Annotated in this window: 20 protein-coding genes, 2 tRNA genes and 3 pseudogenes; 12 read left to right on the top strand and 13 right to left on the bottom strand. The window is 33.1% G+C overall.

What is annotated here, in order from left to right:
- Positions 1-3: 3 nt before the first annotated feature.
- Genes DX009_RS05510 through DX009_RS05520 form a run of 3 tightly spaced genes read left to right on the top strand, consistent with a single transcriptional unit; the run spans position 4 to position 4,416 of the window.
- Positions 4-1,218, top strand: a complete 1,215-nt coding sequence (locus DX009_RS05510) for a glycosyltransferase (RefSeq protein WP_115083294.1) — start codon at positions 4-6, stop codon at positions 1,216-1,218.
- Positions 1,218-2,381: a glycosyltransferase gene (locus DX009_RS05515; protein WP_115083295.1), complete on the top strand. Its 1,164-nt coding sequence runs from the start codon at positions 1,218-1,220 to the stop codon at positions 2,379-2,381. The genes DX009_RS05510 and DX009_RS05515 overlap by 1 nt, the downstream gene beginning before the upstream one ends.
- Before the next feature lie 28 nt (positions 2,382-2,409).
- Positions 2,410-4,416 carry a fructose-1,6-bisphosphatase gene (locus DX009_RS05520; protein ID WP_112317068.1) on the top strand — a complete coding sequence of 669 codons (2,007 nt, stop codon included), beginning with the start codon at positions 2,410-2,412 and terminating at the stop codon, positions 4,414-4,416.
- Positions 4,417-4,750: 334 nt separating this feature from the next.
- Here the strand turns inward: DX009_RS05520 and udk are convergent, their stop codons facing one another.
- The 4 genes from udk to DX009_RS05540 form a co-directional block, all read right to left on the bottom strand.
- Positions 4,751-5,383 carry a uridine kinase gene (gene udk / locus DX009_RS05525; protein WP_006044931.1) on the bottom strand — a complete coding sequence of 211 codons (633 nt, stop codon included), beginning with the start codon at positions 5,381-5,383 and terminating at the stop codon, positions 4,751-4,753.
- A 2-nt stretch (positions 5,384-5,385) separates the two neighbouring features.
- Entirely contained in the window at positions 5,386-5,967 is a 582-nt protein-coding gene (locus DX009_RS05530) for a uracil-DNA glycosylase family protein (protein ID WP_006044932.1), read from the bottom strand.
- 1 nt (position 5,968) lies between these two features.
- The gene (locus DX009_RS05535; RefSeq protein ID WP_115083818.1) at positions 5,969-7,015 is read right to left on the bottom strand and encodes an endonuclease/exonuclease/phosphatase family protein; all 1,047 of its coding nucleotides are present in this window, start codon (positions 7,013-7,015) and stop codon (positions 5,969-5,971) included.
- A 988-nt stretch (positions 7,016-8,003) separates the two neighbouring features.
- Positions 8,004-8,873, bottom strand: a complete 870-nt coding sequence (locus DX009_RS05540) for an ISAon1 family transposase (RefSeq protein WP_458693514.1) — start codon at positions 8,871-8,873, stop codon at positions 8,004-8,006.
- Between the two features lie 154 nt (positions 8,874-9,027).
- On the opposite strand from DX009_RS05540, the pseudogene DX009_RS13865 reads away from it, so the two are divergent.
- A pseudogene (locus tag DX009_RS13865) lies at positions 9,028-9,075 on the top strand (hypothetical protein); the annotation flags it as partial.
- A 6-nt stretch (positions 9,076-9,081) separates the two neighbouring features.
- A pseudogene (locus DX009_RS05545) lies at positions 9,082-9,936 on the top strand (IS256 family transposase, variant Zn-binding type).
- On the opposite strand, the gene DX009_RS05550 reads toward DX009_RS05545, so the two are convergent.
- From DX009_RS05550 to DX009_RS05565, 4 genes are all read right to left on the bottom strand, one after another.
- Positions 9,937-10,254 (bottom strand): ISAon1 family transposase N-terminal region protein, encoded by a 318-nt coding sequence (locus DX009_RS05550; protein ID WP_115083297.1) that lies wholly within the window; start codon positions 10,252-10,254, stop codon positions 9,937-9,939.
- A 20-nt stretch (positions 10,255-10,274) separates the two neighbouring features.
- On the bottom strand, positions 10,275-10,460 hold the full coding sequence (locus tag DX009_RS05555) for a hypothetical protein (protein ID WP_245944594.1): 186 nt from the start codon (positions 10,458-10,460) through the stop codon (positions 10,275-10,277).
- 131 nt (positions 10,461-10,591) lie between these two features.
- Positions 10,592-10,662, bottom strand: a tRNA-Gly gene (locus DX009_RS05560).
- A 62-nt stretch (positions 10,663-10,724) separates the two neighbouring features.
- A tRNA-Thr gene (locus tag DX009_RS05565) sits at positions 10,725-10,797 on the bottom strand.
- A gap of 261 nt (positions 10,798-11,058) precedes the next feature.
- On the opposite strand from DX009_RS05565, the gene DX009_RS05570 reads away from it, so the two are divergent.
- Positions 11,059-13,368: a TonB-dependent receptor family protein gene (locus DX009_RS05570; protein WP_115083298.1), complete on the top strand. Its 2,310-nt coding sequence runs from the start codon at positions 11,059-11,061 to the stop codon at positions 13,366-13,368.
- A gap of 423 nt (positions 13,369-13,791) precedes the next feature.
- Positions 13,792-17,064, top strand: a complete 3,273-nt coding sequence (cas13b, locus tag DX009_RS05575; protein WP_115083299.1) for a type VI-B CRISPR-associated RNA-guided ribonuclease Cas13b — start codon at positions 13,792-13,794, stop codon at positions 17,062-17,064.
- 316 nt (positions 17,065-17,380) lie between these two features.
- On the opposite strand, the gene DX009_RS13820 is transcribed toward cas13b, so the two are convergent.
- The 3 genes and pseudogenes from DX009_RS13820 to DX009_RS05585 all read right to left on the bottom strand — a co-directional run.
- Positions 17,381-17,617, bottom strand: coding sequence for a hypothetical protein (locus DX009_RS13820; RefSeq protein ID WP_410525568.1), 237 nt, complete (start codon positions 17,615-17,617; stop codon positions 17,381-17,383).
- Positions 17,618-18,119: 502 nt separating this feature from the next.
- On the bottom strand, positions 18,120-18,464 hold the full coding sequence (locus DX009_RS05580; RefSeq protein WP_115083300.1) for a hypothetical protein: 345 nt from the start codon (positions 18,462-18,464) through the stop codon (positions 18,120-18,122).
- Between the two features lie 63 nt (positions 18,465-18,527).
- A pseudogene (locus DX009_RS05585) lies at positions 18,528-18,722 on the bottom strand (histidine-type phosphatase); the annotation flags it as partial.
- 327 nt (positions 18,723-19,049) lie between these two features.
- Between DX009_RS05585 and DX009_RS05590 the strand changes: the two are divergent.
- Complete coding sequence (locus DX009_RS05590) at positions 19,050-20,009, top strand: IS982 family transposase (protein WP_115082768.1); 960 nt, start codon at positions 19,050-19,052, stop codon at positions 20,007-20,009.
- A gap of 80 nt (positions 20,010-20,089) precedes the next feature.
- Positions 20,090-20,407, top strand: coding sequence for an immunity protein Tsi6 family protein (locus DX009_RS05595; RefSeq protein ID WP_115083301.1), 318 nt, complete (start codon positions 20,090-20,092; stop codon positions 20,405-20,407).
- A 142-nt stretch (positions 20,408-20,549) separates the two neighbouring features.
- Here DX009_RS05595 and DX009_RS05600 read toward each other — a convergent pair whose 3' ends face one another.
- Complete coding sequence (locus DX009_RS05600) at positions 20,550-20,981, bottom strand: hypothetical protein (RefSeq protein ID WP_220182387.1); 432 nt, start codon at positions 20,979-20,981, stop codon at positions 20,550-20,552.
- 488 nt (positions 20,982-21,469) lie between these two features.
- Here DX009_RS05600 and DX009_RS05605 point away from each other — a divergent pair, with 488 nt between their 5' ends.
- From DX009_RS05605 to DX009_RS05615, 3 genes are all read left to right on the top strand, one after another.
- Positions 21,470-22,342: a nucleoside phosphorylase gene (locus DX009_RS05605; protein ID WP_006044825.1), complete on the top strand. Its 873-nt coding sequence runs from the start codon at positions 21,470-21,472 to the stop codon at positions 22,340-22,342.
- Between the two features lie 82 nt (positions 22,343-22,424).
- Complete coding sequence (gene mnmE, locus DX009_RS05610; protein ID WP_115083302.1) at positions 22,425-23,813, top strand: tRNA uridine-5-carboxymethylaminomethyl(34) synthesis GTPase MnmE; 1,389 nt, start codon at positions 22,425-22,427, stop codon at positions 23,811-23,813.
- A gap of 394 nt (positions 23,814-24,207) precedes the next feature.
- The gene (locus tag DX009_RS05615) at positions 24,208-24,762 is read left to right on the top strand and encodes a glutathione peroxidase (RefSeq protein WP_006044823.1); all 555 of its coding nucleotides are present in this window, start codon (positions 24,208-24,210) and stop codon (positions 24,760-24,762) included.
- A gap of 41 nt (positions 24,763-24,803) precedes the next feature.
- Here DX009_RS05615 and DX009_RS05620 read toward each other — a convergent pair whose 3' ends face one another.
- Positions 24,804-26,237 (bottom strand): sodium:solute symporter, encoded by a 1,434-nt coding sequence (locus DX009_RS05620; protein WP_115083303.1) that lies wholly within the window; start codon positions 26,235-26,237, stop codon positions 24,804-24,806.
- Positions 26,238-26,323 lie beyond the last annotated feature (86 nt).

Consider the following 26,323-nt stretch of genomic DNA (forward strand, 5'->3'; position numbering starts at 1 on the left):
ATAATGTTTACAATAGACACATATACTATCATTTTCTCATCAGTGCTAATTTTGTTGGCATTGTTATCTTCTATTGTTAGCCCCTTTTTTAGGAAGCCGAAACTTTCTAATACATATAATAAAGGAGAAGTTGCTGACAATAACGATATAATAGAAGACAATACAACTTCTATAAACTCAACAGAGAACGAAAAAGAAAATATAGTGGAGCCACCAATTTCTATAATTCTTACCCCTAACGACGATGCATTAGCACTCTCTAAGAATTTAAATAAATATCTTAATCAGGAGTATAAAGAATACGAAATAATTGTTGTTGCACCAAAAGGAGATGTTGAAACAGAGGATATTTTAAAAACCTACGCCAATAATCCACGACTTTATGTTACATTTATACCTTCTACTTCTAAATATATGAGTAGAAAGAAATTAGCTATTACACTTGGAGCAAAGGCTGCAAAATACAAATGGCTTCTTATTTGTGATATTTTTTGTGCACCACAATCAGAATATTGGCTTTCAACTTTAGCTAGGAACTGTAAGGAAAATGTGAATATAGTAGCAGGATTTACAAATTACGATGACGATGCACCAGACTTTTGGAGATTTGAACATTTTTATATGTCATGTTATCTTATGCGCGAAGCACAAAAAGGAATTGCATACGCTTGGAATTCAAATGCCTTACTATTTAAAAAAGATGAATTTCTTGCAGAAGAAGGTTTTAGAGGAAATTTAAAATTTGTTCGAGGAGAATTTGACTTTATCGTTAATAAATATGCAAAGAAGGGTTCTACAGTTATAGAAAATTCAGAAGACGGAACACTTATAGAAGAAACTCCCACTTACAAGCATTGGACGAACAAACATCTTTACTATTTAGAAGATAGAAAACACTTAAAAAGAAGTGCAAAACATCGCATACCTTTCTATATAGACCAACTAGCAGTTTATATTAATTATCTTTTTATAATCGTAGCTTTGCTTTATTCTATCTATACATCAAATTGGATTATTTGTATTGCAGCTGTTTTCTCACTCATTGCAACTATCGCATTGCGAATATTCATAGGAAATAAAGCATTAGCATTATTTAATATTGATATTCCCTCGTGGAAAATTATTCCATACGAGTTACGTATAATATGGCAAAATCTTAATTACCGAATAAAATATTGGCGAGCCAATAAATACGATTTCATTTCTCATAAACTATAATGAAAGTACTGCATCTTACATACAGAATAAAGAAAGGAGAACTTCTTTCTGACTATTTAATAAAACTGATAGAAAATGAAAAGGCTCTGTCAGTAAAAGTAGAAATAGCTACAACTAAAAAAGAGTTTAGTAAGATGCTTTTAACTTTCAATCCGGATATAGTTCATATTCATACGTGTTGGAATTGGCATACTTCCGTTTGTGTTCATAAAGCATTACAGTCTGGTTGTGCATTACTTTTTTCGCCTTATGGAGAATTATCGCCTTTAACAATGAAGTTAGAAGAACCAATACGTAAAAAAATTCGCTCAACAGCTTATCAACGCAGAATTATACAGAGATCTGATGCAGTTTTAGCCTTATCACAACAAGAAGAAAACGATATTATCCAACTTGGGTGGAATAAACGTACAGATATTGTACCATCATGCCTATTAAATAGTTCTGTTTCGGCAGATGTAATGGCAGCAAACATAATACAACTCTATACAAAAATTATAGATACAAGGTATAGACGGTATATGGATAAAACAGAATGGCAATGTTTATGTGCCTTATTGCACTCAGGACTACAGCAAGATTCATCAAATAAAATTATACCGAGCGATTGTATTTTAACATTGCGCAAACTTACTCCACAACAATGGCGGCGCATTTTTATTTGTGCAAACGACGAATTTGTGCGAACTTATGTTGATTTTGGTATAGAACGTTTACAACTTGTTGTTCCTAACATAAATACAGCAAAGATATTACGGTATGATCCCTATATGCCGAAATCAGAAAATGGTTTGGATAATATAAAAATAGAGACAAATAATATTTTTACTAAGAGTCGTTATGAAAATGTTCTGAATGAAGAAGAAGATACTATAAAACAAATTGTTACAATGGTTGCGAATGCAAAAGAGCTATTGAAACAAAAAAAGTTTAGTTTGCTTCATCTTTCACAATTATATTGTATTATACGATTCAAAGATTATGACGAAGATCATCTTATGATAGTCTTACGCCGTATGCATTTATTAAAATTCGCTCGTCGTATTATCTATATACTCGCAAATTATTTATATTTGGAAGAAGGATATATTCCTTTTGCACCACTAAACGATAAGAAAGTACACTCTATAATAAAAAGCATAATTAATAAAAATAAGTACTAATCAACTAATTATTAACAAAAAATTAGCTATGACAAATAAGACCTATGATTTAAAAAAAGATGAACGCTATCTGCAATTATTATCCCAATCATTTCCTACAATTGCAGATGCAAGTACAGAAATAATAAACTTGCAAGCTATTTTGAACTTGCCAAAAGGAACAGAACATTTTTTGGCTGATATTCACGGGGAACATGAAGCTTTTCAACATGTTCTTAAGAATGCATCGGGGAATATAAAAAGAAAAGTAAACGATCTGTTCGGCGATACATTACGAGAATCTGAAAAACGTGAGCTTTGTACACTAATTTATTATCCAGAACAGAAAATCGAACTTGTAAAACAAACCGAAACAGATATAGAAGATTGGTATCATATTGCAATTCATCGACTTGTTAGAATATGTAGAGATGTATCAAGTAAATATACAAGATCTAAAGTTAGAAAATCTCTACCTGTAGAATTTTCATATATCATTCAAGAACTTTTACACGAAAGTTCTGCTGATAAAGATAAATCCGACTATGTAAGTGCTATTATTTCCACAATAATATCAACTGGTAGAGCTGATGACTTCATAACAACTATTTGCAATGTTATTCAACGTCTCGCAATTGATAGCTTACATATACTAGGTGATATTTATGATCGCGGACCTGGTGCGCATGTTGTGATGGATATTTTAAAGAATTATCATACTTGGGATATAACTTGGGGAAATCACGATATATTATGGGCAGGTGCTTGTGCTGGAAATGATGCATGTATTTGTAATGTGATAAGAATTGCATTACGATATGACAATATGGATACTATTGAGGATGGCTATGGTATAAATCTCATGCAATTAGCTACTTTCGCAATGGATGTTTATGGTAATGATCCATGCGTCGAATTTATGCCAAAAGTAAAACAGTCTGATTCTATCGATGAAAAAAATATTTTGCTTATTGCACGTATGCATAAAGCTATTAGTGTAATTCAGTTTAAAATTGAAGCACAACTAATAAAGAAGTACCCACATTGGAAAATGAATCATCGATTACTATACGAAATGATTGATTACAAGAATGGTACAATTAATCTGAGTGGAAAAGAATATAAACTTACTTCATGTAACTTTCCAACAATAGATCCCAAACATCCAGATGTGCTAACACAAGAAGAACAAGCATTAATGGAACGACTTCACCATTCATTCACTGTAAGTGAAAAATTACGCGAACATATTCTTCTTCAATTACGTCATGGTTGTATGTATAAGGTAGTAAATAATAACTTACTTTACCATGCTTCTATTCCATTAAATGAAGATGGAACTCTTCGTGAAGTTGAGATTGAGCCAAAGAATTTTGCAAAAGGTAAAGACTTGTTGCATAAATTGGGAATGATAATAAGACGTGCCTTCCAACCACAAACAGAAAATAATAAAGAACGTGAATATGCTATAGATTATTTCCTTTATTTATGGTGTGGTCCTGATAGCCCATTATTTGATAAAGCTGCAATGACTACTTTTGAACGTTATTTTCTTAAAGAGAAAGAAACACATCATGAAGAAAAAGGATTTTATTTCAAATTCCGTGAGCGAGAAGATATTGCTGACTTAATTATGGAAGAATTTGATGTAAATAGCACTACTGGACATATTATAAATGGACATGTGCCAGTACATGTAAATAAAGGTGAAAAGCCAATTAAAGCTAATGGGAAATTAATGGTTATTGATGGAGGTTTTTCTGAAGCTTATCATAAAGAAACTGGTATTGCTGGCTATACTCTTATTTATCATTCACGTGGTTTTGAACTTGTTCAGCACGAACCTTTCGCATCTGAAGAAGAAGCTATAAAGAGAGGTACCGATATTGTTGGTACAACTCAAATTGTTGAATTAAATCAGCGGCGGTTAAAAGTAGCCGATACAGATAAAGGAACAGAACTAAAATTGCAAATAGAAGCGTTAGAAGAGTTGCTTTACGCTTATCTTCATGGATTTTTAGCTGAGAGTGAGAAAAAAAATCCTCCCAAAATTTAAAATGATTATTCGCAAAATGAATATTATATTGAAAAATAAGATTACCAAATTTGCCAATCTATCAATAATCATTATTGGTTAAACAAAAAGCAAGCTAGATAATCATAGAAACTAATAGGAGTGTGTTAATTTAACACACTCCATTATATAAAAAACAAATTTAATCCTTCAATATAGTCGTAACATATAATTCTAATTGATATTAATTTCTACAGAGCAATATTGCTTTTGCACAATATTTACAAAGATTCAATATCAATTAAAATCCTTTTTCATAAAAACGCATAAAGTTATTGCGATATTATAGGCTATGATTTGACCAGAGGTTGAAATTTTAACCTTCTACGCGAGGTATTAATCCGTGAATATAACTACATAGAATATTGATTCCTTTCGTATTCTCTCCACCTTGAGGAATAATAATATCTGCGTAACGTTTAGTTGGTTCAATAAACTGTTCGTGCATAGGTTTTAACACCTTTCTATATCTGTCTAACACCATTGTTACATTGCGTCCTCTTTCTAAAATATCGCGTTCAATATTACGTATAAGACGTTCATCGGAATCGCAGTCTACAAATACCTTCAAATCCATTATATCCCGTAATTTCTTATTTAAAAGAGACATAATTCCTTCAATAATAATAACAGGTTTCGGCTCTACATAAATAGTTTCAGGTAATCGATTACAAGCTAAATAACTATAAGTAGGTTGTTCTATTGCAAGTCCATTACGCAAGTCATTAACTTGTTTGATAAGTAACTTCCAATCGAAAGCATCTGGGTGATCAAAATTTATAGCTCTACGTTCTTTTTCAGTAAGTTCAGTAGTATCATTATAATAAGAATCTAATGGAACTACTGCTACATAATGTGGAGGTAAAGTTTCAACAACCTTTCTTACAACTGTAGTTTTCCCTGAGCCGGTGCCACCTGCAATTCCAATTATTGTAATTTTATCTAGCATATTTAGAGTATATGTGTTTCTTTGAACATTTGTTTATAATAAGTTGCTTTTTCTTCAACACGCATAGGGTAAGCACGACTACTACTTGGCTCACGATATAATTTTAATGTTCTACCTTCAAAAGAAAATGTTCGATATTCTCCCATTTTCATTTTACGCGCATCTATATTGTAATGCTCGGTAAAAACTTTTGTGGCGAGTTGTCCAGCAGCTAAAATTGATTTACATTCTGGTAATGAACGTAACATTTTATCAAGATCTGCAGGCTCTACTATTTCTAAATCTTTATCAGATGCTGTTCCAGTTGTTCGGCGAATACGTAAAGCCGTATCAAATATAGCAACACCTTTTTCTTTTAAAAATTGCTTTAATTCTTGTAGCTTATATGTTTTATTCGCTTCATCAATAAAATGCATTTTATCCTCAAAGAAAGCTAACCCAAATATTCGCCACATATCGTTAGTATAATTAGGATAATACCATTCCATTGCCCAACGTTTAGGTGCGGGAGGGAATGTTCCAAGCATCAATAACTTTGCATTTGATGGTAACCATGGCTCAAATGGATGCGTTTCTATTTCCATTTTATTTTTGCTCTTTAATTAAATATAGCACAACTGGGAGATGATCTGAATAACCATTAAGCCAAACTCCTCCATCTGTTGTTCGTTTTATATTGCCTTTGTGTTTTCCTGTTTCTTGAAATAAATAATCGCGACGGAATATTTGATTTTTCCAAAATTTTAAGGTTGAATAATCTTTCTGGTATTCTTTATTCAAAATGTTTGGCGTTAAGACTATCTGATCGAATAAGTTCCATCTACCTTGATATTTTAAAGTTCCTGTATTCTCTTTTACTAAAACATTATACCACGGATTATAAAGATCGTTTACACCAACTTCGCTAATATTCGGTTTTGCAGATAAACACTCCACCATACTTTTATCAGTTGGATCATCGTTCATATCACCCATAATTAGTATTTTTACATTGGGGTCATCGCATAAAAGTGAATCTTTTAATGCCTTTACTTCTTTTCCTGCTAATTCGCGAAAATATGAACCTGCTCCACGACTTGGCCAATGGCACACAACAACAGTTACATGTTCTTCTGCTAAAGTACCACTAACTGTAAGAAAACCTCGTGTAGGACGCTTGTCTTTCGTTGTATTTTCGTATACATAAGGCACTAATTTCACATTACGTATTGTAAAAAGTTTAGGATTATAAAGTAAAGCACAATCTATTCCACGCTGATCAGGTCCCTCAATATGAATATATTTGTAATTACGAGTTGCAAGAGATGGCTGCGCTGTTAAATCTTTTAAAACGTGTTCATTCTCTACTTCGGCTAAACCAATAATAGCACAGCCAATATTAGGAAGAACATCTGTACCCATTTCTGAAAGCACTTTAGACATATTGTGCAATTTGCTTTCATATTTCATTTTATTCCATTTATAAGAACCATCTGGAGTAAAATCCATATCTTTCTTACCTTCATCATGTGTATAGTCAAAAAGATTTTCTTGGTTATAAAAACCTATTCCATACACTGAATATTTTTTTTGTGCAGTAACAGAGACACAAAATATCACCGTTAATATAAAAGAAAACAGGTATCTTCTCATTGTTAAAATTATATTCTTTTTATCCAGTAAAACATCTAATTTAAGCGAACATTGCCCATAAAGCATATATTCGGCTTGCAAATATCGTGAATTTATCTGATATTAAAGCATATTTCACAAAAAATATTGTATTCAATAAAACTTTTCTCGCTATTTTGAGAGAAATATATTTAATAGGTGGTCTTATCATTTTCACCTATTTCCTATACTGTATCTATCGCCCCTTATAGAAGTATAAAAATCAACTATCCATATTATTGCGCTTAAACAGTTAGTTAGAATTTATCGTAGTATATAGAAAAAAGTAATTATGTTTTTCAAATTTCTTATTAAAATCGTAACTATTCAGCGATACCCGATATATAGTGCATATCAATTTATTAAACCTTAAATAAGGCTTGAATCGCATTTCTTGCGAATTTCAAGGTTCAGAGCATTTATGTTACGGTTAAATTTGATAATCTCAGCATACTGCTGATTGACAGTTCAACGCAATAATCGTATCTCTTCCGTTATGCCTTGTAATACTTTTGATATGTCCGTAACTTGCTCTTTCATAGGTATAAGGGTACAAAGAAAATCTGAAATACGCAAGAAAAATGGGTATCTTTATAACCTTTATACGAAGATTTTAGAGGAGAGAATACAGACTGATCGATACCGCTGAATAGTTACACTATTTCTCTCCCAATATTCTTACGCTTTTCATATAAATCCGCATCACCTTTATGCTGAAATAAAGCTATTACTTACACGTAAGTAAAGTTTTACTTACACGTAAATAAAGTTCTACTTACACGTAAATAAAGTTTTACTTACACGTAAGTAAAACTATTACAATAGGCTGTCGCTAATATAGGAAACGCATACAATAGTAGCAGAGACGCAAAGAAACAACATCAGAAACAACACATCAACGCAGATTATAAAGTGTCCGATTGTTATTCAACTACCTCTCATTAATTTTCAGATACTTTTATAAGGTGTCTCAAATACTTCTCTTACAGCCCAAAATATTGTTCTTAACTACCACAAACGTGTCAATCACTGTGTAGAAATTGTCTACTCCCAGCTCTTCAACCTCATTAAACCATTTTGCCAGCTTCAGCCTTGCAGCATCCTTGATGCTCTTGATGTTATAAATATCGGTAAGTTTCATAGCCAAATCATATGCCTTTTTCAGTGTCGGATAATGTTCAAATATGATTTGTGCCCTACCTTTCTGTGTTTCAGTCCACTTGGTCTTGTGCTTGGTCAATATGAACTTTGCTCTGGCGAGCAACTGCTTACGCGTGTCACCATTGCTGTATCTAAATGGTATATATTCCTTACCCTTACATTTTGCCTCTTTTATCTCCTCATTCTCTTTATCTCTTGCCATCCATCGGTAAGCGATACGCATGTCATCCAGAGCATCATAATATAGTTTCTGTACATGAAATCTATCATTGGTAATAAGTGCTTTGGGAAAAACAGAGCGGGCTATGCGCATCATAGAAGATGATAAATCGAGTGTTATCTCCTTGACAGTATTTCGTTTAGAAAGGTTTATCTTCTTGAGAACCTGAATAACGTCCTCTGCTTTAGTCCCTTTAACCACAGCTACCAAAGTCCCTTTTCTACCCTTTCCCGCCTTGTTGGTCAGAAAAGTATAAACCTCGCCACTGCTTAGACAGGTCTCATCAATACTTAGACTCTCTCCTATGTTATCTTCAAACAATAGCCAGTCTTGAGCATGGCCCAACTGATCCCAGCTACGGTAATCACTGAAATGTTCCTTGTACTGTGTGGATAACAGCTTGCCATTTACGCCATAGTGCGCACCGATACTTGCGATGCTCTCTGCAGTGGACTCAATTCTATTCTTTTAAAAAAGAAACGAACTCGGGGGATAGTTTACTGCCCTCAGCCGTCAAATCAGGCGTAATGGACATTTGGTAGGCTGAAACCTCACGAAACGCTTTTATTTACTACCTTTGCAGCATTTGAAAACCTATGAATAAAAAAACTGTATATTCTGCAACAGCTCAAATGTTAAAAAGAATGGTCATCGACGTAATGTTCAGATGTATCTTTGCAGGGATTGTGGTAGGCAATTCCAAGGTGGGTTACGTATAAATAATGTGTCTCTCTGGAATGACTATCTTGCTGCAAATAGAACAATCTCAGACCTATCCATTCTTTATAAATGCTCAGAACGAACCATACGACGTAGGTTAAGTTTAGTGGTGGATAGTTTTACTGCTACTTACCCCAAATCTGCAGTAATAATAATAGATACGACTTACTTTTCCAAGACATTTGGCGTGATGCTTTTCCAGGACGCATCATCAGGTAAAATACTTTATCGCAAGTTTGTTAAGAACGAAACTAATAAGGATTATCTTGATGGACTTCGGTATATTGCGAAGCGTGGAACTACAATAAAAGCAGTGGTATGTGATGGACACATGGGACTTTTACAAGCTATAAGTTTCTGTCCCGTACAAATGTGTCAGTTCCACCAATTCCAGATAGTTAGAAGGCTTCTTACTAACAATCCACATTTACCTGCAGGCGTTGAACTATTAACTTTAATGAGAAGTATGTTCTCTTTGGGAAAAGAAGAGTTTATAACAGCTTTTGAGAAATGGTGTGAACAATAGAAAGAGTTTCTAGACGAACGAACTCTTCTAATCTCTGGCAAGACGACCTATACACATAGAAGACTGAGAACTGCAAGACGTTCTGTTAAGACTCATCTTAAATGGCTCTATACGTATGAGGATTATACAGAATTACAAATTCCTAATACAACAAATCTATTGGAAGGATTTAACTCACAGCTTAAAAGGGCACTACATAATCATAATGGATTGAATGAAGCTAACAAGAAGAAGTTTATAGATGGATTCATAAATACAAAAAGTAGGCTGGAATGATCAGCCTACCAAATGTCCATTACGCCGAAAATCATCATATGAATAAGTAAATATCTCTCCGTTGGAACTGTCACGCCACTTACGACGGCGAACATGGAGGTAAACTGCTTTGCCACGAAGGGGGAAGTCCTGAATAACACGCTCGCTGGTAAAACCATAACTGCTTACGGTGCCTAACTTATGGTCTGACTTTTCCATAAAGTTACGCTCGTCAAGCCAAAAGTCAAACTGGGTAACACTCTCTTGAATATCGACAACATCAAAGTAGTCGGCAAGTACATCTGGAAAGATGCAACGTAATAATTGGTGACTCTTCATGATGCAAAGGTAATAAATACTTATGAAATTATGCGCTTAAGAGTATAGGCTTGCAACTGGGTTTTAGGACTGACCCACTTTTCCATAAAGTTACGCTCGTCAAGCCAAAAGTCAAACTGCGAAACACTCTCGTGAATATCGACAACATCAAAGTAGTCGGCAAGTACATCTGGAAAGATGCAACGTAATAATTGGTGAGTTTTCATGATGCAAAGGTAATAAATACTTATGAAATTATGTGCTTAAGAGTATAGGCTTGCAACTGGGTTTTAGGACTGACCCCTAATTCTTTCTGACCTTTTTATATATTAGAAATGAAACTGAAATTGGAAATGTGAGCGGAATACGGGAATCGAACCCGCCTCCCAGGCTTGGGAAGCCCGTGCACTACCGATGTGCTAATTCCGCTTGTATGTATTTATAATAACTTTATTATTATAAAGGTAGCCTTTGTAGTATCTCTATTAAAGAGCCGATACCCGGACTCGAACCGGGGACCTACGCATTACGAATGCGTTGCTCTACCAACTGAGCCATATCGGCAAAAGCGAATGCAAAGATACATACAAAAAAGGAGAAATCAAAATATTTGTAGATATTTTTACTTGCTATTGAAACAATATTCTGTTTAACAATACTTTGGTTGCTTTCTATTATAAACCTGCTATTTTAATTTTCAATTACGCTATATAGATAAATGTACAACATTATTTTTTACTTTCAATAATAATATTATTATGAGATAATAGAATTTGTTTTTTTTTTTTACTTTTGCAAGCAAAATAAATAATCAAAATAACTGCAATGAGAAAAAAAAGAAATTTATTTATTACAGCCTTTCTATGTATATTAACTCTTTCTATACAGGCACAAGAAAATTATTATGGTAAGATTGTTGATAATAAACAGCAACCTATATCTTTTGCAAATGTAGCCTTACTTAATGCTAACGATTCATCGTTTGTTACAGGAGTAACGACAGATGAAGATGGAAAGTTCAATCTTTTAAATGTATCAAAAGGGTTATTAAAGATTTCTCGAATTGGATATAACGACCAAATAATAAATGCAAAGCCTAACACTCCTTTATCTGTAATACTTTCGTCAGCAATAACAAACTTAGAAGGAGTTGAAGTTGCATTGCGCCGACCTATAACACGTATAGAAGGCGACGCTTTGGTTACTTCCATAAAAGGAACCATTCTTGAGAACGTGGGTAATGCCAACGATGTTTTAGGACATCTACCAGGAATTATAACTACTGCAAAAGGCATAGCTGTATTCGGAAAAGGAAAGCCCTTAGTGTATATTAATGGAAAAAAGGTGAATAATGATAATTTGTTAGAACAACTTAAATCAAATAAAATTAAAAAGGTAGAAGTTGTTATGAATCCCGGTGCTCGTTATAATGCAACTGTCAATGCAGTGATACGTATTACGTCTGAAAGAGCACCCGGTGAAGGTCTTGCTTTTGATAGCACCACGAAATTAAGCTATTGTGATTATCTGAATGGTTCAGAGATAATCAATGCAAATTATCGTCGTGATAAGCTCGATATCTTTGCCGATTTGGAATATTCAAGGAAGAAAACAAAAGGAAGTAGTAACAATGTGCAGAATACATGGCTCGCGTCGCAATATACACAGAATGTTGATATGAGCCAGAAAGAAACTTCTAAACTGTATGATAGCAGATTAGGATTTAATTATACCATTTCGCCTGTTCACGCTTTTGGATTGTTCTATAAAGTTTCTCATAATCCAACGGATTTTTGTTCGTTATATAATACACAATCGTGGATAAACAATATTTTGAACGATGAAAACAATGTAGTGGACTACAATAATGCCAAAATAACTACACATAATATAGATGCATATTACACCAATCAGATAGGTAAATGGACTTTAAACACTACCTTTGATGTATTATGGAAGTATGCAAAAGGGAATGAGAATATTAACGAGACGCATCTTAATATAAGCAATCGGACGATAACTTCTACGGATAAGATTTCTTCTCGTATGTTAGCTGGCGAGTTCCATTTATCTCACCCCTTTTTGAAAGGGCAAATAAATTTAGGAACTGAAATATCTGACAGCCATCGTGATGAAAATTTTGTGAATATAGAGAATGTTCTTCCTTCTAATAATCTATTAATAAAAGAAATGAACACAGCCGTATATTTAGAAATGATGCAACGACTGGGTAAGATAGGCTTCCAAATTGGTGTTCGTTATGAACATATAAACAGTAATTACTATGAAAACAAACAAAAAATAGAAGAACAATCTCGTGTTTACAATAAACTCTTTCCAACAATAATGATGATGATACCAATAAACAGAGGAATGGTACAGTTGAGTTATACTAAGAAATATAATCGTCCTTTGTATTCGCAACTTGGAGGAAGAGTATCGTATGTAAATAAATATCTTTATCAAAGTGGCAATCCAAATCTTCGTCCATCATACGTTGATAATATCTCGTGCAATATACAATATAGCTGGGCAATGCTTATGCTTAATTATGCACACACAACAGATAAGATAATTACATCTGCACTAGATTATGGTAACGGTAATGCTACTTTATTTAAAAATATGAATTCTGAATACAAAATGACAGAATTACAATTAGGATTGCAAGTATCGCCACAATTCAAACGTTATTATCCAGCTTTAATGGTAGGAATGTTTGTTCCATTCTATAAAGAAATGTATAAAGGAGAAACAAAGTCTTTCAATAGAGTTATGGGTATTGTTAAATTCAATAATATTATTTCTTTAACACCAACTTGTATGCTGAGTGCTGATCTTAGTTGGCGCAGTAAAGGCAATGCAGAGAATATGGATATGGCGCAGACTTGGCAAATTAATGCAGGCTTAATGAAACAATTGGGGAAAAATTGGAAAATGAAGCTAATGATTAACGACATATTTAATAGTGCTCGCAAAAATTGTTTCACACTTTATAGTGGAGTTCGAGAAATTGAGATGGCAAAGTTTTTTAATACTCGTTCTATTGAGTGTACATTAACTTATAGTTTCAACACCATTAAATCTAAATATAAAGGAAAAGGTGCTGGTAATAACGAGAAAGACAGATTATAAATAGTCATTAAAAATAATTCTAATTAATGTTCACTGAATTAATAAATCACTATATTCGTATACAGCAAGATCACAGTTCATAATTTGATTTATTGTTGAACTGAGGTACTATTCAGTAAGTGCACAACAAAGTTCCATAAGAAATTCATTACATTCTTACTAACAATACTAGTTAAACAGTCTCTTCTACAAATAGAAAGAGGCTGTTTTTACATTAGGAAGTCGCAAATACCACTGTTTTAGCGGAATTATCTTTCAGTTTCTCTTATTTTATTTGTATCTTTGCCATATCAGTTGTACGATTTTTACTCTACGAAGATTAGCAAATGTAACAATTGTATAAAACTCTGAACAATCTATTATTGCTCAAGAGTTAATAAGACTTTAGAAAAGAAATAAGAACTAATAAATCATATAGTGAAAATGAAAGAAGAAGAAGCACCCGTAGTATCAACTTATAACAAGGATGATAAGCATTTTTGGGCAGCATTCCTTAATTTGGCACGCCACAATGTCTATATTACAATCAACCATATTAACAAGATACTGGGAGAAGCTGAAATCAATATAGACGGATATGATATACCCCTTAAAAACATTTGGAGCGGAATTAGAGATATTAATAAGAAAGCTCGATTAGAAGAGCTAATGATAAAACACTTCCCATTCTTAGAAGCTATGACTCATCAACAGCATCTTACCGGTAACACAAAACAAAAAGAAGAGAAACAAGCTGAAATCCAATCATTTGAAATTCTAAAAGACAATTTATTTCTCTTGTTAAAGATGCTTCAAGACCTAAGAAACCATTATTCCCACTACAAGCATTCTAAATCTTTAGAAAGACCGAAGTTTGATGAAGACATTAGAAATAAATTGTATAATATTCTTGATACCAGTATCAGATTAGTAAAAGAAGATTATAAACATAACCCTGATATAAAGCCTAAAGAGCACTTCAAGCATCTTGATAGAAAAAGAAATGAAAAGTTCCGTTACTCTTTTGCAGATAATGAAGGAAACATAACCATAAGTGGTTTACTCTTTTTCGTTTCCTTATTCCTTGAAAAGAAAGATGCAATATGGGTACAGAAAAAACTTGAAGGCTTTAGGTGCAGTAATGAGTCATATCAAAAAATGACCAATGAAGTATTTTGCAGAAATCGAATACTTTTGCCAAAACTACGATTGGAAAGCACGCAAACAAAAGACTGGATATTGTTAGATATGCTCAACGAACTTATACGTTGTCCTAAATCGTTGTATGAACGCCTGAAAGGAGAAGACAGAAAAAAGTTTGAAGTTCCTTTTGATTCTACAGACGAAGACTACGATGCTGAACAAGATCCATTTAAAAACACATTGATAAGGCACCAAGATCGTTTCCCTTACTTTGTATTGCGTTATTCCGACTATAACGAAATATTCGAAAATCTTCGTTTTCAAATAGATTTAGGCACCTATCATTTCTCCATTTATAAAAAACTAATTGGTGGTGAAAAGGAAGACCGCCACCTTACGCATAAGCTGTATGGTTTTGAACGCTTACAAGAGTTTGCAAAGCAAAATCGCCCTGATGAATGGAAAGCAATCATAAAGGACTTAGATACTTTCAAGAAACAAGAAGACGAAAAAGTAAACGAAAAACCATATATTTCTGAAACTACTCCGCACTATCATTTGGAGAACGAGAAGATTGGCATTGCTTTTAAAAATCATAATATTTGGCCATCAACTAACACAGAACTCACAAACAATAAAAGAAAGAAGTACAATCTCAGAACATCAATCAAAGCAGAAGCTTTCTTAAGCGTACACGAGCTTTTGCCAATGATGTTTTACTACATGTTGTTAAAGACAAAAAATGAAAGTCCAAGAAAAGTAGAAGCAATTATTGAGAGTAAAATAAAAGACATATTTACTCTTTACGATGCTTTTGCCAATGACGAGATAGACAACACAGACGAGTTAGAAAAATACTGTGAGGATAAAGATATCAAAATAGGACATCTGCCCAAACAGATGATTGCCATATTGTATAACAAGCATAAAGATATGGTAGAAAAGGCTAAAGTCAAACAAGAGAAGATGAAACTTGCTACAGAAAATCGTCTTAAAACTCTTGATAAACTGATAGAGGGAAAGATGAAATATGCAAAAAGAGGCATAAGTCCATTGAAATCTGGAGAAATAGCCAGTTGGTTAGTTAATGATATGATGCGTTTTCAACCTGTTCAAAGGGACGAAAATGGCGAACCTCTGAACAATAGTAAAGCTAATAGCACAGAATATCAACTATTGCAACGTACGCTTGCATTATTTGGCAGCGAACACGAACGTCTTACTCCTTACTTCAAACAAATGAATCTCATAGGAGATACTAACTCTCACCCATTCTTGAAACAGACAGAGTGGGAAAAGTGTAACAATATCTTGTCTTTCTATCGCAACTATTTGAAAGCAAAGATAGAATTTCTGAATAAGCTAAAGCCTGAAGACTGGAAGAAGAACCAATGTTTCCTTAAACTTAAAGAGCCAAAGACCAACCGTGATACATTAGTGCAAGGGTGGAAGAACGGCTTTAATCTACCACGTGGAATCTTTACGGAACCCATAAGGAAATGGTTTATAAAGTATTGGAAAAAAATAAAAGTCGACGACTTAAAAAGGGTTGGCTTGGTTGCAAAAGTAATTCCTTTGTTCTTCAGTGAAAAATATAAAGACAGCGTACAGCCATTTTACAACTATCCTTTTAACGTTGGCAACATAGACAAACCTAAAGAAAAAGATTTTTTGGATATTGCAAGACGCAGAAAACTATGGGATAAAAAACAATTAGAATTTAAGGGTAAGACAGAAGAAGAAAAGAGAAAGAACCCGTCCTATCTTGATTTTAAATCTTGGAAAAAATTTGAGCGTGAGATTCGACTAACAAGAAACCAAGACATTGTAACGTGGCTGATGTGTATAGAAATATATAATAATCAGAAAGTAGAAAACTTAAATACAGGGCATATATATTTAAAAGATATTATTACAAATGTAGAAGAAGAAAGAAGCAATAATATTCTGAATCAAATAAAGTCTATGCAATTGCCCGTTACAGTGTATGAAAACGAAAGCTCGCCTAAGAAAAAATATTTGCGTACTATATATATCGAAGAAAATGGAACCAAACTTTTAAAACAAGGAAACTTCAAGGCTTTGGTAAAAGATCGCAGGCTTAATGGTTTATTCTCGTTCGTTAAAACTAACTCTGAAGCAGAATCGAAGAGAAATCCTATCAGTAAGTTACGTGTAGAACATGAACTTAGAGAATATCAAAAAGCAAGAATAGAAATTATTAAAGATATGTTGGCGTTAGAAAAAACGCTGATAGATAATTACGATAGTTTGGACACCGACAACTTCCACAATATGCTTACAGGTTGGTTGGAACTCAAAGGCGAGGTAAACAAAGCAAAGTTTAATAACGATGTAAAACTCCTTACTGCCGTACGAAATGCCTTTTCTCACAACCAATATCCAATGTACGATGAAAATCTCTTCGTAAATATTGAGCGATTCAGCCTTTCTTCTTCTAAAATTTTAGAAAGTAAAGGACTCAGTATTGCAGTAAAACTGAAAGAGGAAGTTAGTAAAATAATAAAAAAAATACAGGAAGAGGAAGATGGCAAAAAAGAAAAGGAAACATAAAAACAAGATAATGGATTGTTCGCTAATATAAAAAGAGAACAATGTTAATCATTTTGAATATAGCAAACACATCTATGTGCTGTTACTTATTGTTAATAACAAAGAAGATGATATGATAGAAATTCATCAGAGTCTCTCAATACGAATAAGAAACAATATAAATTTTAAAAAACGAGATTTATGTTTAAATAGTGAGAATACATTAGAAGAATATTAGAAAAGAAAGAAAATAGATAATAATCAGATAGTTAGGTTAGGTAGTTGTATCTGCCTTCTGTTTGAAAGGTAAAAACAACTTTTTTATTCGAACAGTGTCTTAACTAGAAGTTGTATCTGCCTTCTGTTTGAAAGGTAAAAACAACAATTTCATCGTTGTTTTTCCAATGCTAAAAGTTGTATCTACCTTCTGTTTGAAAGGTAAAAACAACAAATATCTTTGATAGAGCATTCGCCCCATGGTTGTATCTGCCTTCTGTTTGAAAGGCATAAACAACAAGAATGTATTTTGAATAGGATCTGGTTCAGTTGTATCTGCCTTCTGTTTGAAAGGCATAAACAACACACTCATTTTCTGTTCTCTAATTGTGAAAGTTGTATCTGCCTTCTGTTTGAAAGGTAAAAACAACTTATAAACAAGTAAGTGTACAGAATGTGAAGGGTAAAAATAAATTGGGAAACATGCCTTTTAAGGAGAGAAAAAGGCATGAAAAGTGGAAATATTTTTCACAAGCAAAACTATCGGATAATTATTTTGGTGTCAGCGTATTGTAAAATCTATTTTCTTCGTGCTAAAGCATAAAATACACATAACACAAAACCGCCTCTTTTGAATTTCAAAAGAGGCGGTTTTGTGTCGTAAAATAGGCATTCTTGCGCTACTATTTAGACGCTTTTAAATGCAAAAAATACCATTGAAAGCTACATGTACATTCATTAAAAATATAAGACCCTTTTTAATTATTTTGAAAGCATGCCGATATGCCGTATTGTTTTATTATTTCATCGTACATCTTTGTCTGTACAGAAACCATAAGGGACTTATCGGTATTGGAATATTAGGACAAAGATGCCGTTAATTCAGCACGCCAATGTTTATTCCACGCATCTTCTATAGCTTTTGAATAGTTCGCTATGCGATAATAATCATTTTGGTCGTGGTGATAGATAAAGCAATTATCAACACCTTCTATTATCCATTGTAATATGTCAGCCTCGTTTTGGTCTAACTTTTTAACCGAAACGAAGTTGATAAGATGCTGCAATTTGTCTGCATCGAAATAATTTTCTTCAAACAACTGATAGCAAAATGTATCGTCGATATTATCATTCTTGTTTTTTACAAGAAGGTTATCGGCAGATATATCCCCTGCTTTCACTTCTTTTGATTGCTTTTTATCCATTTATTTTGCTATCTTTTGTATGGTTGTTGTGTTACTTTTATGAAATCAGAAAAACCATTGTTACTACTGATTGTAAGCGTTTAATCGGGCAAGGTAGATTTTTTTAAAGTCAGTCCACCTATAATAAAAAGGTGTAGAGGTGGCAGGTAATGGCATCGTTGCTTCTTCTTCGTTTAGCAATACCTTCACCAACAAGTCAGCTTTCGGATTTTTTGGGTTTCTATAAAATACGAGTTGTATATTTGCTGCCATTGGTAAACGGACAAATGCTGCACTGCATTTATTCCGAGTAAAAACTTTGCAGCCTTGTTCCGTTGTGCAAAGATAAACATTTTTGACTAATATCGGCTATTTGTCGTTGTCGAAATATAAATACTCGCACGTTTAAAAATAGCAGAGAAAAAGGAAACAAGAAAGAAAGTCCCCTACCCTAATTCGCCCCTCCAAAGAACTATAATAACAAAATAAAAATTTATAATTATAAAACTGCAAAGTTTTTATTATAAATTTTTATTTTGTTATTACCCGTTGGCGGAATTAATCAATAGATAAAATATCAGAAATATGAATGTAAAAAAGTTGCACATGTCGCTAAAAATCAGTAACTTTATGATAATCAACAATACTGTTATCTGCTTTAACTCCATGCACAACTTATATGCAAATTTCGTCAAAATACTTGAGATATGCAAGAAATTCTCCTACGGATTGGTTAATGACCTTGGAAATATTCCTCGTCGTGGTGTTGTCCCTCGCTTCTCTGACCTTGATGTCATAGCCCTGAGTCTGACAGCTGAGCATCTCGGCATTGACAGTGAGAATAACCTCTTTGACCGGCTGAAAGAATACCAAAAGGACTTTTGTCATCTCATCAGTCGTCGCCAGTTCAATGACCGTCGCAAGAACACATATCACCTGTGTGAAATGATTCGTAAGCGTATAGCAAAGGCAATGGATGGTGCAGAGGAATATTTCTGTGTAGATTCCAAACCGATAGAGGTTTGCAGACTCTCAAGAGGCAAACGCTGCAAGATGGGCAAGGACGAGCCTGATAAATCTCCAGCTTTTGGTTACTGCGCCACGCAAGGAGTATATTATTATGGTTATAAGTTGCACGCTGTATGCGGTTTACGAGGTGTTATACATTCATTTGACCTGACGGCTGCTAATGTTCATGATATACATTATATGAAGGATGTGAAGTTTGAATTTTCAGAGTGCAGTATTCTTGCTGATAGAGCTTATCTGAGTGCAGAACTGCAACAAGATCTGTTTTCATCTGCGCACATCAAACTGGAGGTTCCGTATAGATTAAACATGAAGACATGGAAGCCTGCTTTTAAACCTTATGCGAAGGCTAGAAAAAGAATTGAGACTTGTTTCTCTCAACTATGTGACCATCTCATGCTCATCAGGAACTATGCCAAACAGACCACAGGACTATTCGCAAGAATTACTGCCAAAATCAGTACGTTTACAGTACTGCAATACATTAACTACATAAACGACAGACCACTAGGACATGTCAAATATGCATTAAATTAATTCCGCCAACAAGTTTTGTTATTATAATCTTGCGGGAGGTTCTACGTTATCATAGAAACAACGTTATTTGAGGAAAGAATATGTACATTCGTCTACATAAAAAAAGAACAAAAAAATACTATAGGGAGATTGTAGATTTAGCGATTGAAGAGACCAAAAACTTAATGGGAATGTCTCCAAAGGTGGCAATATACGCATCAATTTATAATCAGCTGGTCGATATAAAACAAAACATTATAGAAGAAAATAAAGTTTTCTCCAGATTCGAATTATATAAAAGATATTCTTTAGGAATGATTGCTGTGAAAAATTTTGATGAGAATGCTGATGAATACGCTCAGAAACTAATAGATAGCTACGGAGGTACTTTCGATTATAATAAAATGCCTGAAGAATAACTATACACTATCAAGAAAACACAATTGCCGAATGTAAAAAAATATAATACAACTGCCTAAGTTCAGGCAGTAGTAACCTACACAATATCTCCCATTTCTAAGAAAACGACATTTTTAAAATTGTTATTCTCGCAAAAGTCTTTCACCCTTTCGGTACACAAAAGAAAAGCAGAGTTTTTAAGAGAAAAAAATCGTAGTTGCTAACTAAATTGGAACTGAAAAACAGTTCATTTCCTTGTTCTCGTGGAATAACTATTCCTCCCCTTATCTCAGCAATTCCGCTTAAATTAACGATACCTCTTTCGTCTCTTTCTACTGTATTTTGATGAAGGCTATCGAAACTTATCAGACTATAAAAAGCAGTTAGGGGAATCTCTTCTTTGGGCAACCATTTTAAACGTTTGATATTTCTTACTTTTAATTCTTTCTGCGTTTTATTGTAGCGCAAATCTATACCTTTCAGTTCTTTAAAATTTTCTTTTAATAGTTCAAATACTGATGTTTTACAAACATTTATAGTACCACAAAACACAAAATCGCTGATTTTATTTCCACGCTGCACCAATCGTCCCACCAAACATTTAAAATATCAACTTCTTTTATGTATTGTTCATTACTTGGGCGAAGAAGTGCGAAACCATATTTTCCACATAACTCGTTATACAATATATTTTCATTTTCTAAACTTCGGTTTATATACAATAAATTCTGATAGCAAATATGGAAAGATAAATTTAGACGAACAAGAAATAATAAGACTTTCTATTTAGCTTAACATGTCGTTAAAATAAGTTTACAAACAAATATTCATCTGTGCTTAATAGTGTCTTTCCACATTTAAGTACAGATATTATAAAATTCTTATCATTTTAATACCTTTTCAGCATTGGCGATAAAAGGAAGTTATTAAGGACAGAATTATGTATATTTGCTCACATTAAACAAATTTACTTGTTCAAAACAAGCAAGATAAGAAAAAAATAAGCATTAAGTTGTCTTTCTTTATAAAAAGATGTAACTTTGTAGGACACAATAAAAAGCATTTACTAAATCTTATAAATTATGGAAGAGAATTATTTTGCCCCATCAGAGTTGATTATTAACGAAGATGGAAGTATTTTCCACCTTCATTTAAAACCACATGAGCTGGCAGACAAAGTTATTCTAGTGGGTGATCCTGGAAGAGTTGCCTTAGTAGCATCACATTTTGATGGCGTAGAATGTGAAGTGAACAATAGAGAATTCAGAACCATAACGGGTAATTTCAAAAATAAACGAATAACCATTGTAAGTACAGGTATAGGATGCGACAATATAGATATTGTCCTTAACGAACTAGATGCATTAGCTAATATAGATTTTGAAACAAGAAAAGAAAAAACAAATTTACGACAACTAACCTTGGTTCGTATCGGTACTTGTGGTGGACTCCAAAAAAATACTCCAATAGGAACATTCATTGCATCAAAGAAAAGCATAGGTTTTGATGGATTGCTTAATTATTATGCAAAACGTGAAGAGTTAGATATTACGTTCGAGAATGAATTTAAAAAGCAAGTAAATTGGAATCCACAATTAGGAAATCCATACGTGGCTGATGCCGATATGAAATTGTTAGAACAGATTGCACAAGATGATATGGTGCGTGGTATTACCATATCTTGTGGAGGTTTTTTTGGACCACAAGGAAGACGATTACGCATACCATTGGCAGATCCACAATTAAACGAGAAAATAGTAAAGTTTGAATATAATGGAGATAGAATAACAAACTTTGAGATGGAAAGTAGTGCATTAGCTGGTCTTGCGCAACATTTGGGACATAAAGCTTTAACATGTTGTATGGTAATTGCCAATCGCCGACAGAAAGAAGCTAACTCTGGCTATAAAAATACAATAGATGGTTTAATAAAGAAGGTACTTGAAAGAATATAATCTTGATACTTCATAAACGAAACAACGTAAGGGTTTATAGACAATATAGTATATTTACATAACTTCTACTTTTAATTATATAATGCAAGTATATAATAATCCGCTAAACTCTAATGATACTATTTGTGCAGTAGCAACACGACCAGGAGGTGCAATAGGAATAATCAGGGTTTCGGGAAACGATGCTATCCGAATAGTTGATTCCATATTCTCACGAAGAATATTAGATGCTCCAGCCAATTCTTTACATTATGGCGAAATACTAAACGAAAGACAAGAAACCATTGATGAAGTTGTTGTGTCTATTTGGCGAGCACCTCATTCATATACAGGTGAGAATTCTGTAGAAATATCGTGTCATGGTTCTGCATATATAATGGAAGAAGTGCTTCATAGACTTATAGAATGCAATTGCCGACAAGCAAAACCAGGAGAATATACCCAACGAGCTTATTTAAATGGGAAGATGGATTTATCGCAAACTGAAGCTGTGGCAGACCTTATTGCATCTACTAATAAGGCTTCGTATAAGTTAGCTTTATCACAACTTAAAGGACATTTCTCATCAGAACTTTCTGTATTGCGTCAGCAACTACTTAAAATAAACTCATTATTGGAATTAGAACTCGATTTCTCGGACCATGAAGAATTAGAATTTGCTGATAGAACAGAATTAATAACACTTGCTGAGGAAATAGATAACAAAGTTGTAAAACTCGCACATTCGTTTAAAGTAGGACAAGCTCTTAAAACAGGTATTCCAGTTGCTATTATTGGTAAGACGAATGTAGGAAAATCTACTTTACTTAACTGTTTACTTCACGACAATCGTGCTATTGTAAGCGATATTCATGGAACTACTCGCGATATAATAGAAGATACTATTGCTATCAATGGTGTAGATTTCCATTTTATTGATACCGCAGGAATACGTAAAACAACCGACCAAGTAGAACAATTAGGAATAGAACGAACATACGCCACACTTAAAAAGGCACAAATTGTATTGTGGGTTGTAGACAAACTTCCTACTAATGGCGAAGAAGAGGAAATATTTACTCAATGTATTGATAAACATTTAATTCTTGTACATAATAAGGTAGACAACCTAACAGAAACTATAATAAAGGAAAAACATTGGGGAGACTTCTATTATTGTGAAATTGAAATATCGGGCAAGTATAACTTAGGTATTGATCGGCTTGAGAAATTAATATATAAGGTTGCCGATTTACCTGAAATCTCTGAAAATACAACAATTGTAATGAATGCCCGACATTATGATGCACTTACTCGTGCGCACATATCATTACAACGAGTAAAAGAAGCTTTAAATATGAATCTTAGTGGCGACCTAATATCTGAAGATTTGAAAGAAACTATCTCGATACTTGCAGAGATTACAGGCGACCAAATAACATCGCAAGAAACATTACACAATATATTTAGACACTTCTGTATCGGAAAATAAAAATAATATAACTATTCGCCTTTCGTATACATTTCATTTGTAGTTGATTTCTATTTTCTGAAATTCAATTTATATGATAAAAGTGTGTATGATACTTGTAACTCTCTAATAGTATTATCCACTATATAATAGGAACTTTATTGCCTTTGTTGGGTTAAAACGAATCTAAACATTTGCGTGTATGGGTGTAAAGTAACAAAAAGTTTCATTAGAAAATTCATCTATATAATTCTTGATTGATATAGTTGTTCCACGAATTGTTTATTTCTAACATTTATGATAATTCTATACACAATTTACAGATATAAGTTTTTTTAATGACCATACAATCATACTTTTAAAATTTATTTTGTAAATTTGCAAACACTATAAGATATTCTAAAAAAGAAAAAAGATGAAAACTGTTTATGATTTTACTGTAAAAGACAGAAAAGGTAATGACATTTCTTTAAAAGCATTTGCTAATGAGGTTTTGTTAATTGTTAATACAGCTACAAAGTGTGGATTCACACCAACATACGAGGAACTTGAAGCTACTTACAAAAAATATCATTCACAAGGTTTTGAAGTTCTTGACTTTCCATGCAACCAATTTGGACAACAAGCTCCTGGTACAGATGAAAGTATCCACGAATTTTGTAAACTTACATACGGAACGGAATTTCCACGTTTTAAAAAGATAAAAGTAAATGGTGAAGATGCAGACCCACTTTACAAATTCTTGAAACAACAGAAAGGTTTTGCAGGTTGGGACGAGGGACACAAACTTACTCCGATACTCGACAAAATGCTATCTGAAGCAGATCCTAACTACAAAGAGAATCCAGACATTAAGTGGAATTTTACAAAATTCTTAATAAATAAGAAAGGACAAGTAGTTGCTCGTTTTGAGCCTACCGAAAAAATTGAAAATATCAATAAAGAAATAGAGAAATTACTCGCAGAATAAATTTTATGCATAAAATAAAAGATAAGAAGAAAACTCCTTAATTAGAGTCTTCTTCCTATTTTTTTGTTTCTTATCAACACTAAACCTACAAAAGTAAACAAGCCATTGAGCATTAATAATTCATATCCAAACTTATAATTCCACAACCATAAAGCTATATTATCTAACAAGAAGCAAAACAATGGACTTGCGATAGCAATATATGGTACTAAGTTATCATTAATATGGCGTCGAATTAATAAAGCATACGCAAACAATCCAAGAATTGGACCATAAGTATAAGAACACAAGATATAAACTGCATTAATTAGACTAGTAGAATTTAAAACTTTAAATATCAGAATAAATAAAATAAATACTATTGAAATTCCTATATGCACATATTTACGTAATTGTTCGTTTTGGGGTTGTTCACAAATATCAACACAAACACTGGTTGTAAGTGAAGTTAATGCTGAATCGGCACTTGAGAAGCATGCTGCAACTACACCTATTGTAAATAAAATCTCTACCCCATTGCCTAAAATTCCATTAGCAATAGGGTATAACATTAATTCATCGGGAGAAGTTGGCAAAGGAATATTTTTATGTTGAAAGAATGTTATAAGCAATATACCCAATCCCATAAATAATATATTCGTTGGTAAAAAGGCAAATCCATAAGAGCACATATCTTTTTGTGCATCTTTTAAGGACTTACATGTTAAATTCTTCTGCATCATATCCTGATCTAATCCAGTCATAACAACAACAATAAACACACCACTTAAGAATTGTTTCCAGAAGTTTTGTGTAGAAATCCAATCGTTCCAAACAAACATTTGCGAATGTCTATCACTTATAATTACGTTTAAGGCTTCCATAAAGTTCATATCCAGTGCTCCTATAACCTTATATATAATGAAGAACAAGGTTAAAAACATACACAATGTTTGAAAAGAATCGGTAAATACGAGTGTCCTTATTCCACCTTTTCGTGTATAGAGCCAAATTAATAATACTAACACAACAACTGTAAGTGGAAAAGGAACATTATAATTATCAAGAACAAACCGTTGTAGTATCATACAAACAACATAGAATTTTATAGCAGCTCCTGACATCTTAGACAATATAAAGAAGGAAGCACCTATTTTGTAACTTCGTTCTCCTAATCGTTCTTTCAGAAATGAGTATATTGTTATTAAATTTAAGCGATAATAAATTGGTAATAGGACTAAAGCCACCAATATATAACCAAAAATAAAGCCTATGCAAGTTTGAGTATAGCTCATATTTTGTTCTATCACCATTCCTGGAACACTAACAAAAGTAACTCCCGAGATACTTGCACCTATCATACCAAATGCAACAAAATACCAAGGAGACTGCTGAGCAGCTCTAAAGAACAATTCGTTATTACTATTCTTAATTGTTAGTTTACTTATAAGCAAGAGTAAACTGAAATAGACAAAAATAGTCCCTATAATAATCATATAAGTAAAAAAAAAGAAAAAAGTTATGATTTTAGTCTATATATATAAATTCTTTTTTGTACTTTTGCTAACACATTTCATTTATG

The organism is Prevotella pallens, assembly GCF_900454935.1.
GTDB classification, from domain to species: domain Bacteria; phylum Bacteroidota; class Bacteroidia; order Bacteroidales; family Bacteroidaceae; genus Prevotella; species Prevotella pallens.

Bases quoted from the DNA above. Each gene is read 5' to 3' on its own strand.
- DX009_RS05510 (WP_115083294.1), top strand. From the start codon at position 4: ATGTTTACAATAGACACATATACTATCATTTTCTCATCAGTGCTAATT.
- DX009_RS05515 (WP_115083295.1), top strand. From the start codon at position 1,218: ATGAAAGTACTGCATCTTACATACAGAATAAAGAAAGGAGAACTTCTT.
- DX009_RS05520 (WP_112317068.1), top strand. From the start codon at position 2,410: ATGACAAATAAGACCTATGATTTAAAAAAAGATGAACGCTATCTGCAA.
- udk (WP_006044931.1), bottom strand. From the start codon at position 5,383: ATGCTAGATAAAATTACAATAATTGGAATTGCAGGTGGCACCGGCTCA.
- DX009_RS05530 (WP_006044932.1), bottom strand. From the start codon at position 5,967: ATGGAAATAGAAACGCATCCATTTGAGCCATGGTTACCATCAAATGCA.
- DX009_RS05535 (WP_115083818.1), bottom strand. From the start codon at position 7,015: ATGAGAAGATACCTGTTTTCTTTTATATTAACGGTGATATTTTGTGTC.
- DX009_RS05550 (WP_115083297.1), bottom strand. From the start codon at position 10,254: ATGAAGAGTCACCAATTATTACGTTGCATCTTTCCAGATGTACTTGCC.
- DX009_RS05555 (WP_245944594.1), bottom strand. From the start codon at position 10,460: ATGAAAACTCACCAATTATTACGTTGCATCTTTCCAGATGTACTTGCC.
- DX009_RS05570 (WP_115083298.1), top strand. From the start codon at position 11,059: ATGAGAAAAAAAAGAAATTTATTTATTACAGCCTTTCTATGTATATTA.
- cas13b (WP_115083299.1), top strand. From the start codon at position 13,792: ATGAAAGAAGAAGAAGCACCCGTAGTATCAACTTATAACAAGGATGAT.
- DX009_RS13820 (WP_410525568.1), bottom strand. From the start codon at position 17,617: ATGCCTTTCAAACAGAAGGCAGATACAACTGAACCAGATCCTATTCAA.
- DX009_RS05580 (WP_115083300.1), bottom strand. From the start codon at position 18,464: ATGGATAAAAAGCAATCAAAAGAAGTGAAAGCAGGGGATATATCTGCC.
- DX009_RS05590 (WP_115082768.1), top strand. From the start codon at position 19,050: ATGTCGCTAAAAATCAGTAACTTTATGATAATCAACAATACTGTTATC.
- DX009_RS05595 (WP_115083301.1), top strand. From the start codon at position 20,090: ATGTACATTCGTCTACATAAAAAAAGAACAAAAAAATACTATAGGGAG.
- DX009_RS05605 (WP_006044825.1), top strand. From the start codon at position 21,470: ATGGAAGAGAATTATTTTGCCCCATCAGAGTTGATTATTAACGAAGAT.
- mnmE (WP_115083302.1), top strand. From the start codon at position 22,425: ATGCAAGTATATAATAATCCGCTAAACTCTAATGATACTATTTGTGCA.
- DX009_RS05615 (WP_006044823.1), top strand. From the start codon at position 24,208: ATGAAAACTGTTTATGATTTTACTGTAAAAGACAGAAAAGGTAATGAC.
- DX009_RS05620 (WP_115083303.1), bottom strand. From the start codon at position 26,237: ATGATTATTATAGGGACTATTTTTGTCTATTTCAGTTTACTCTTGCTT.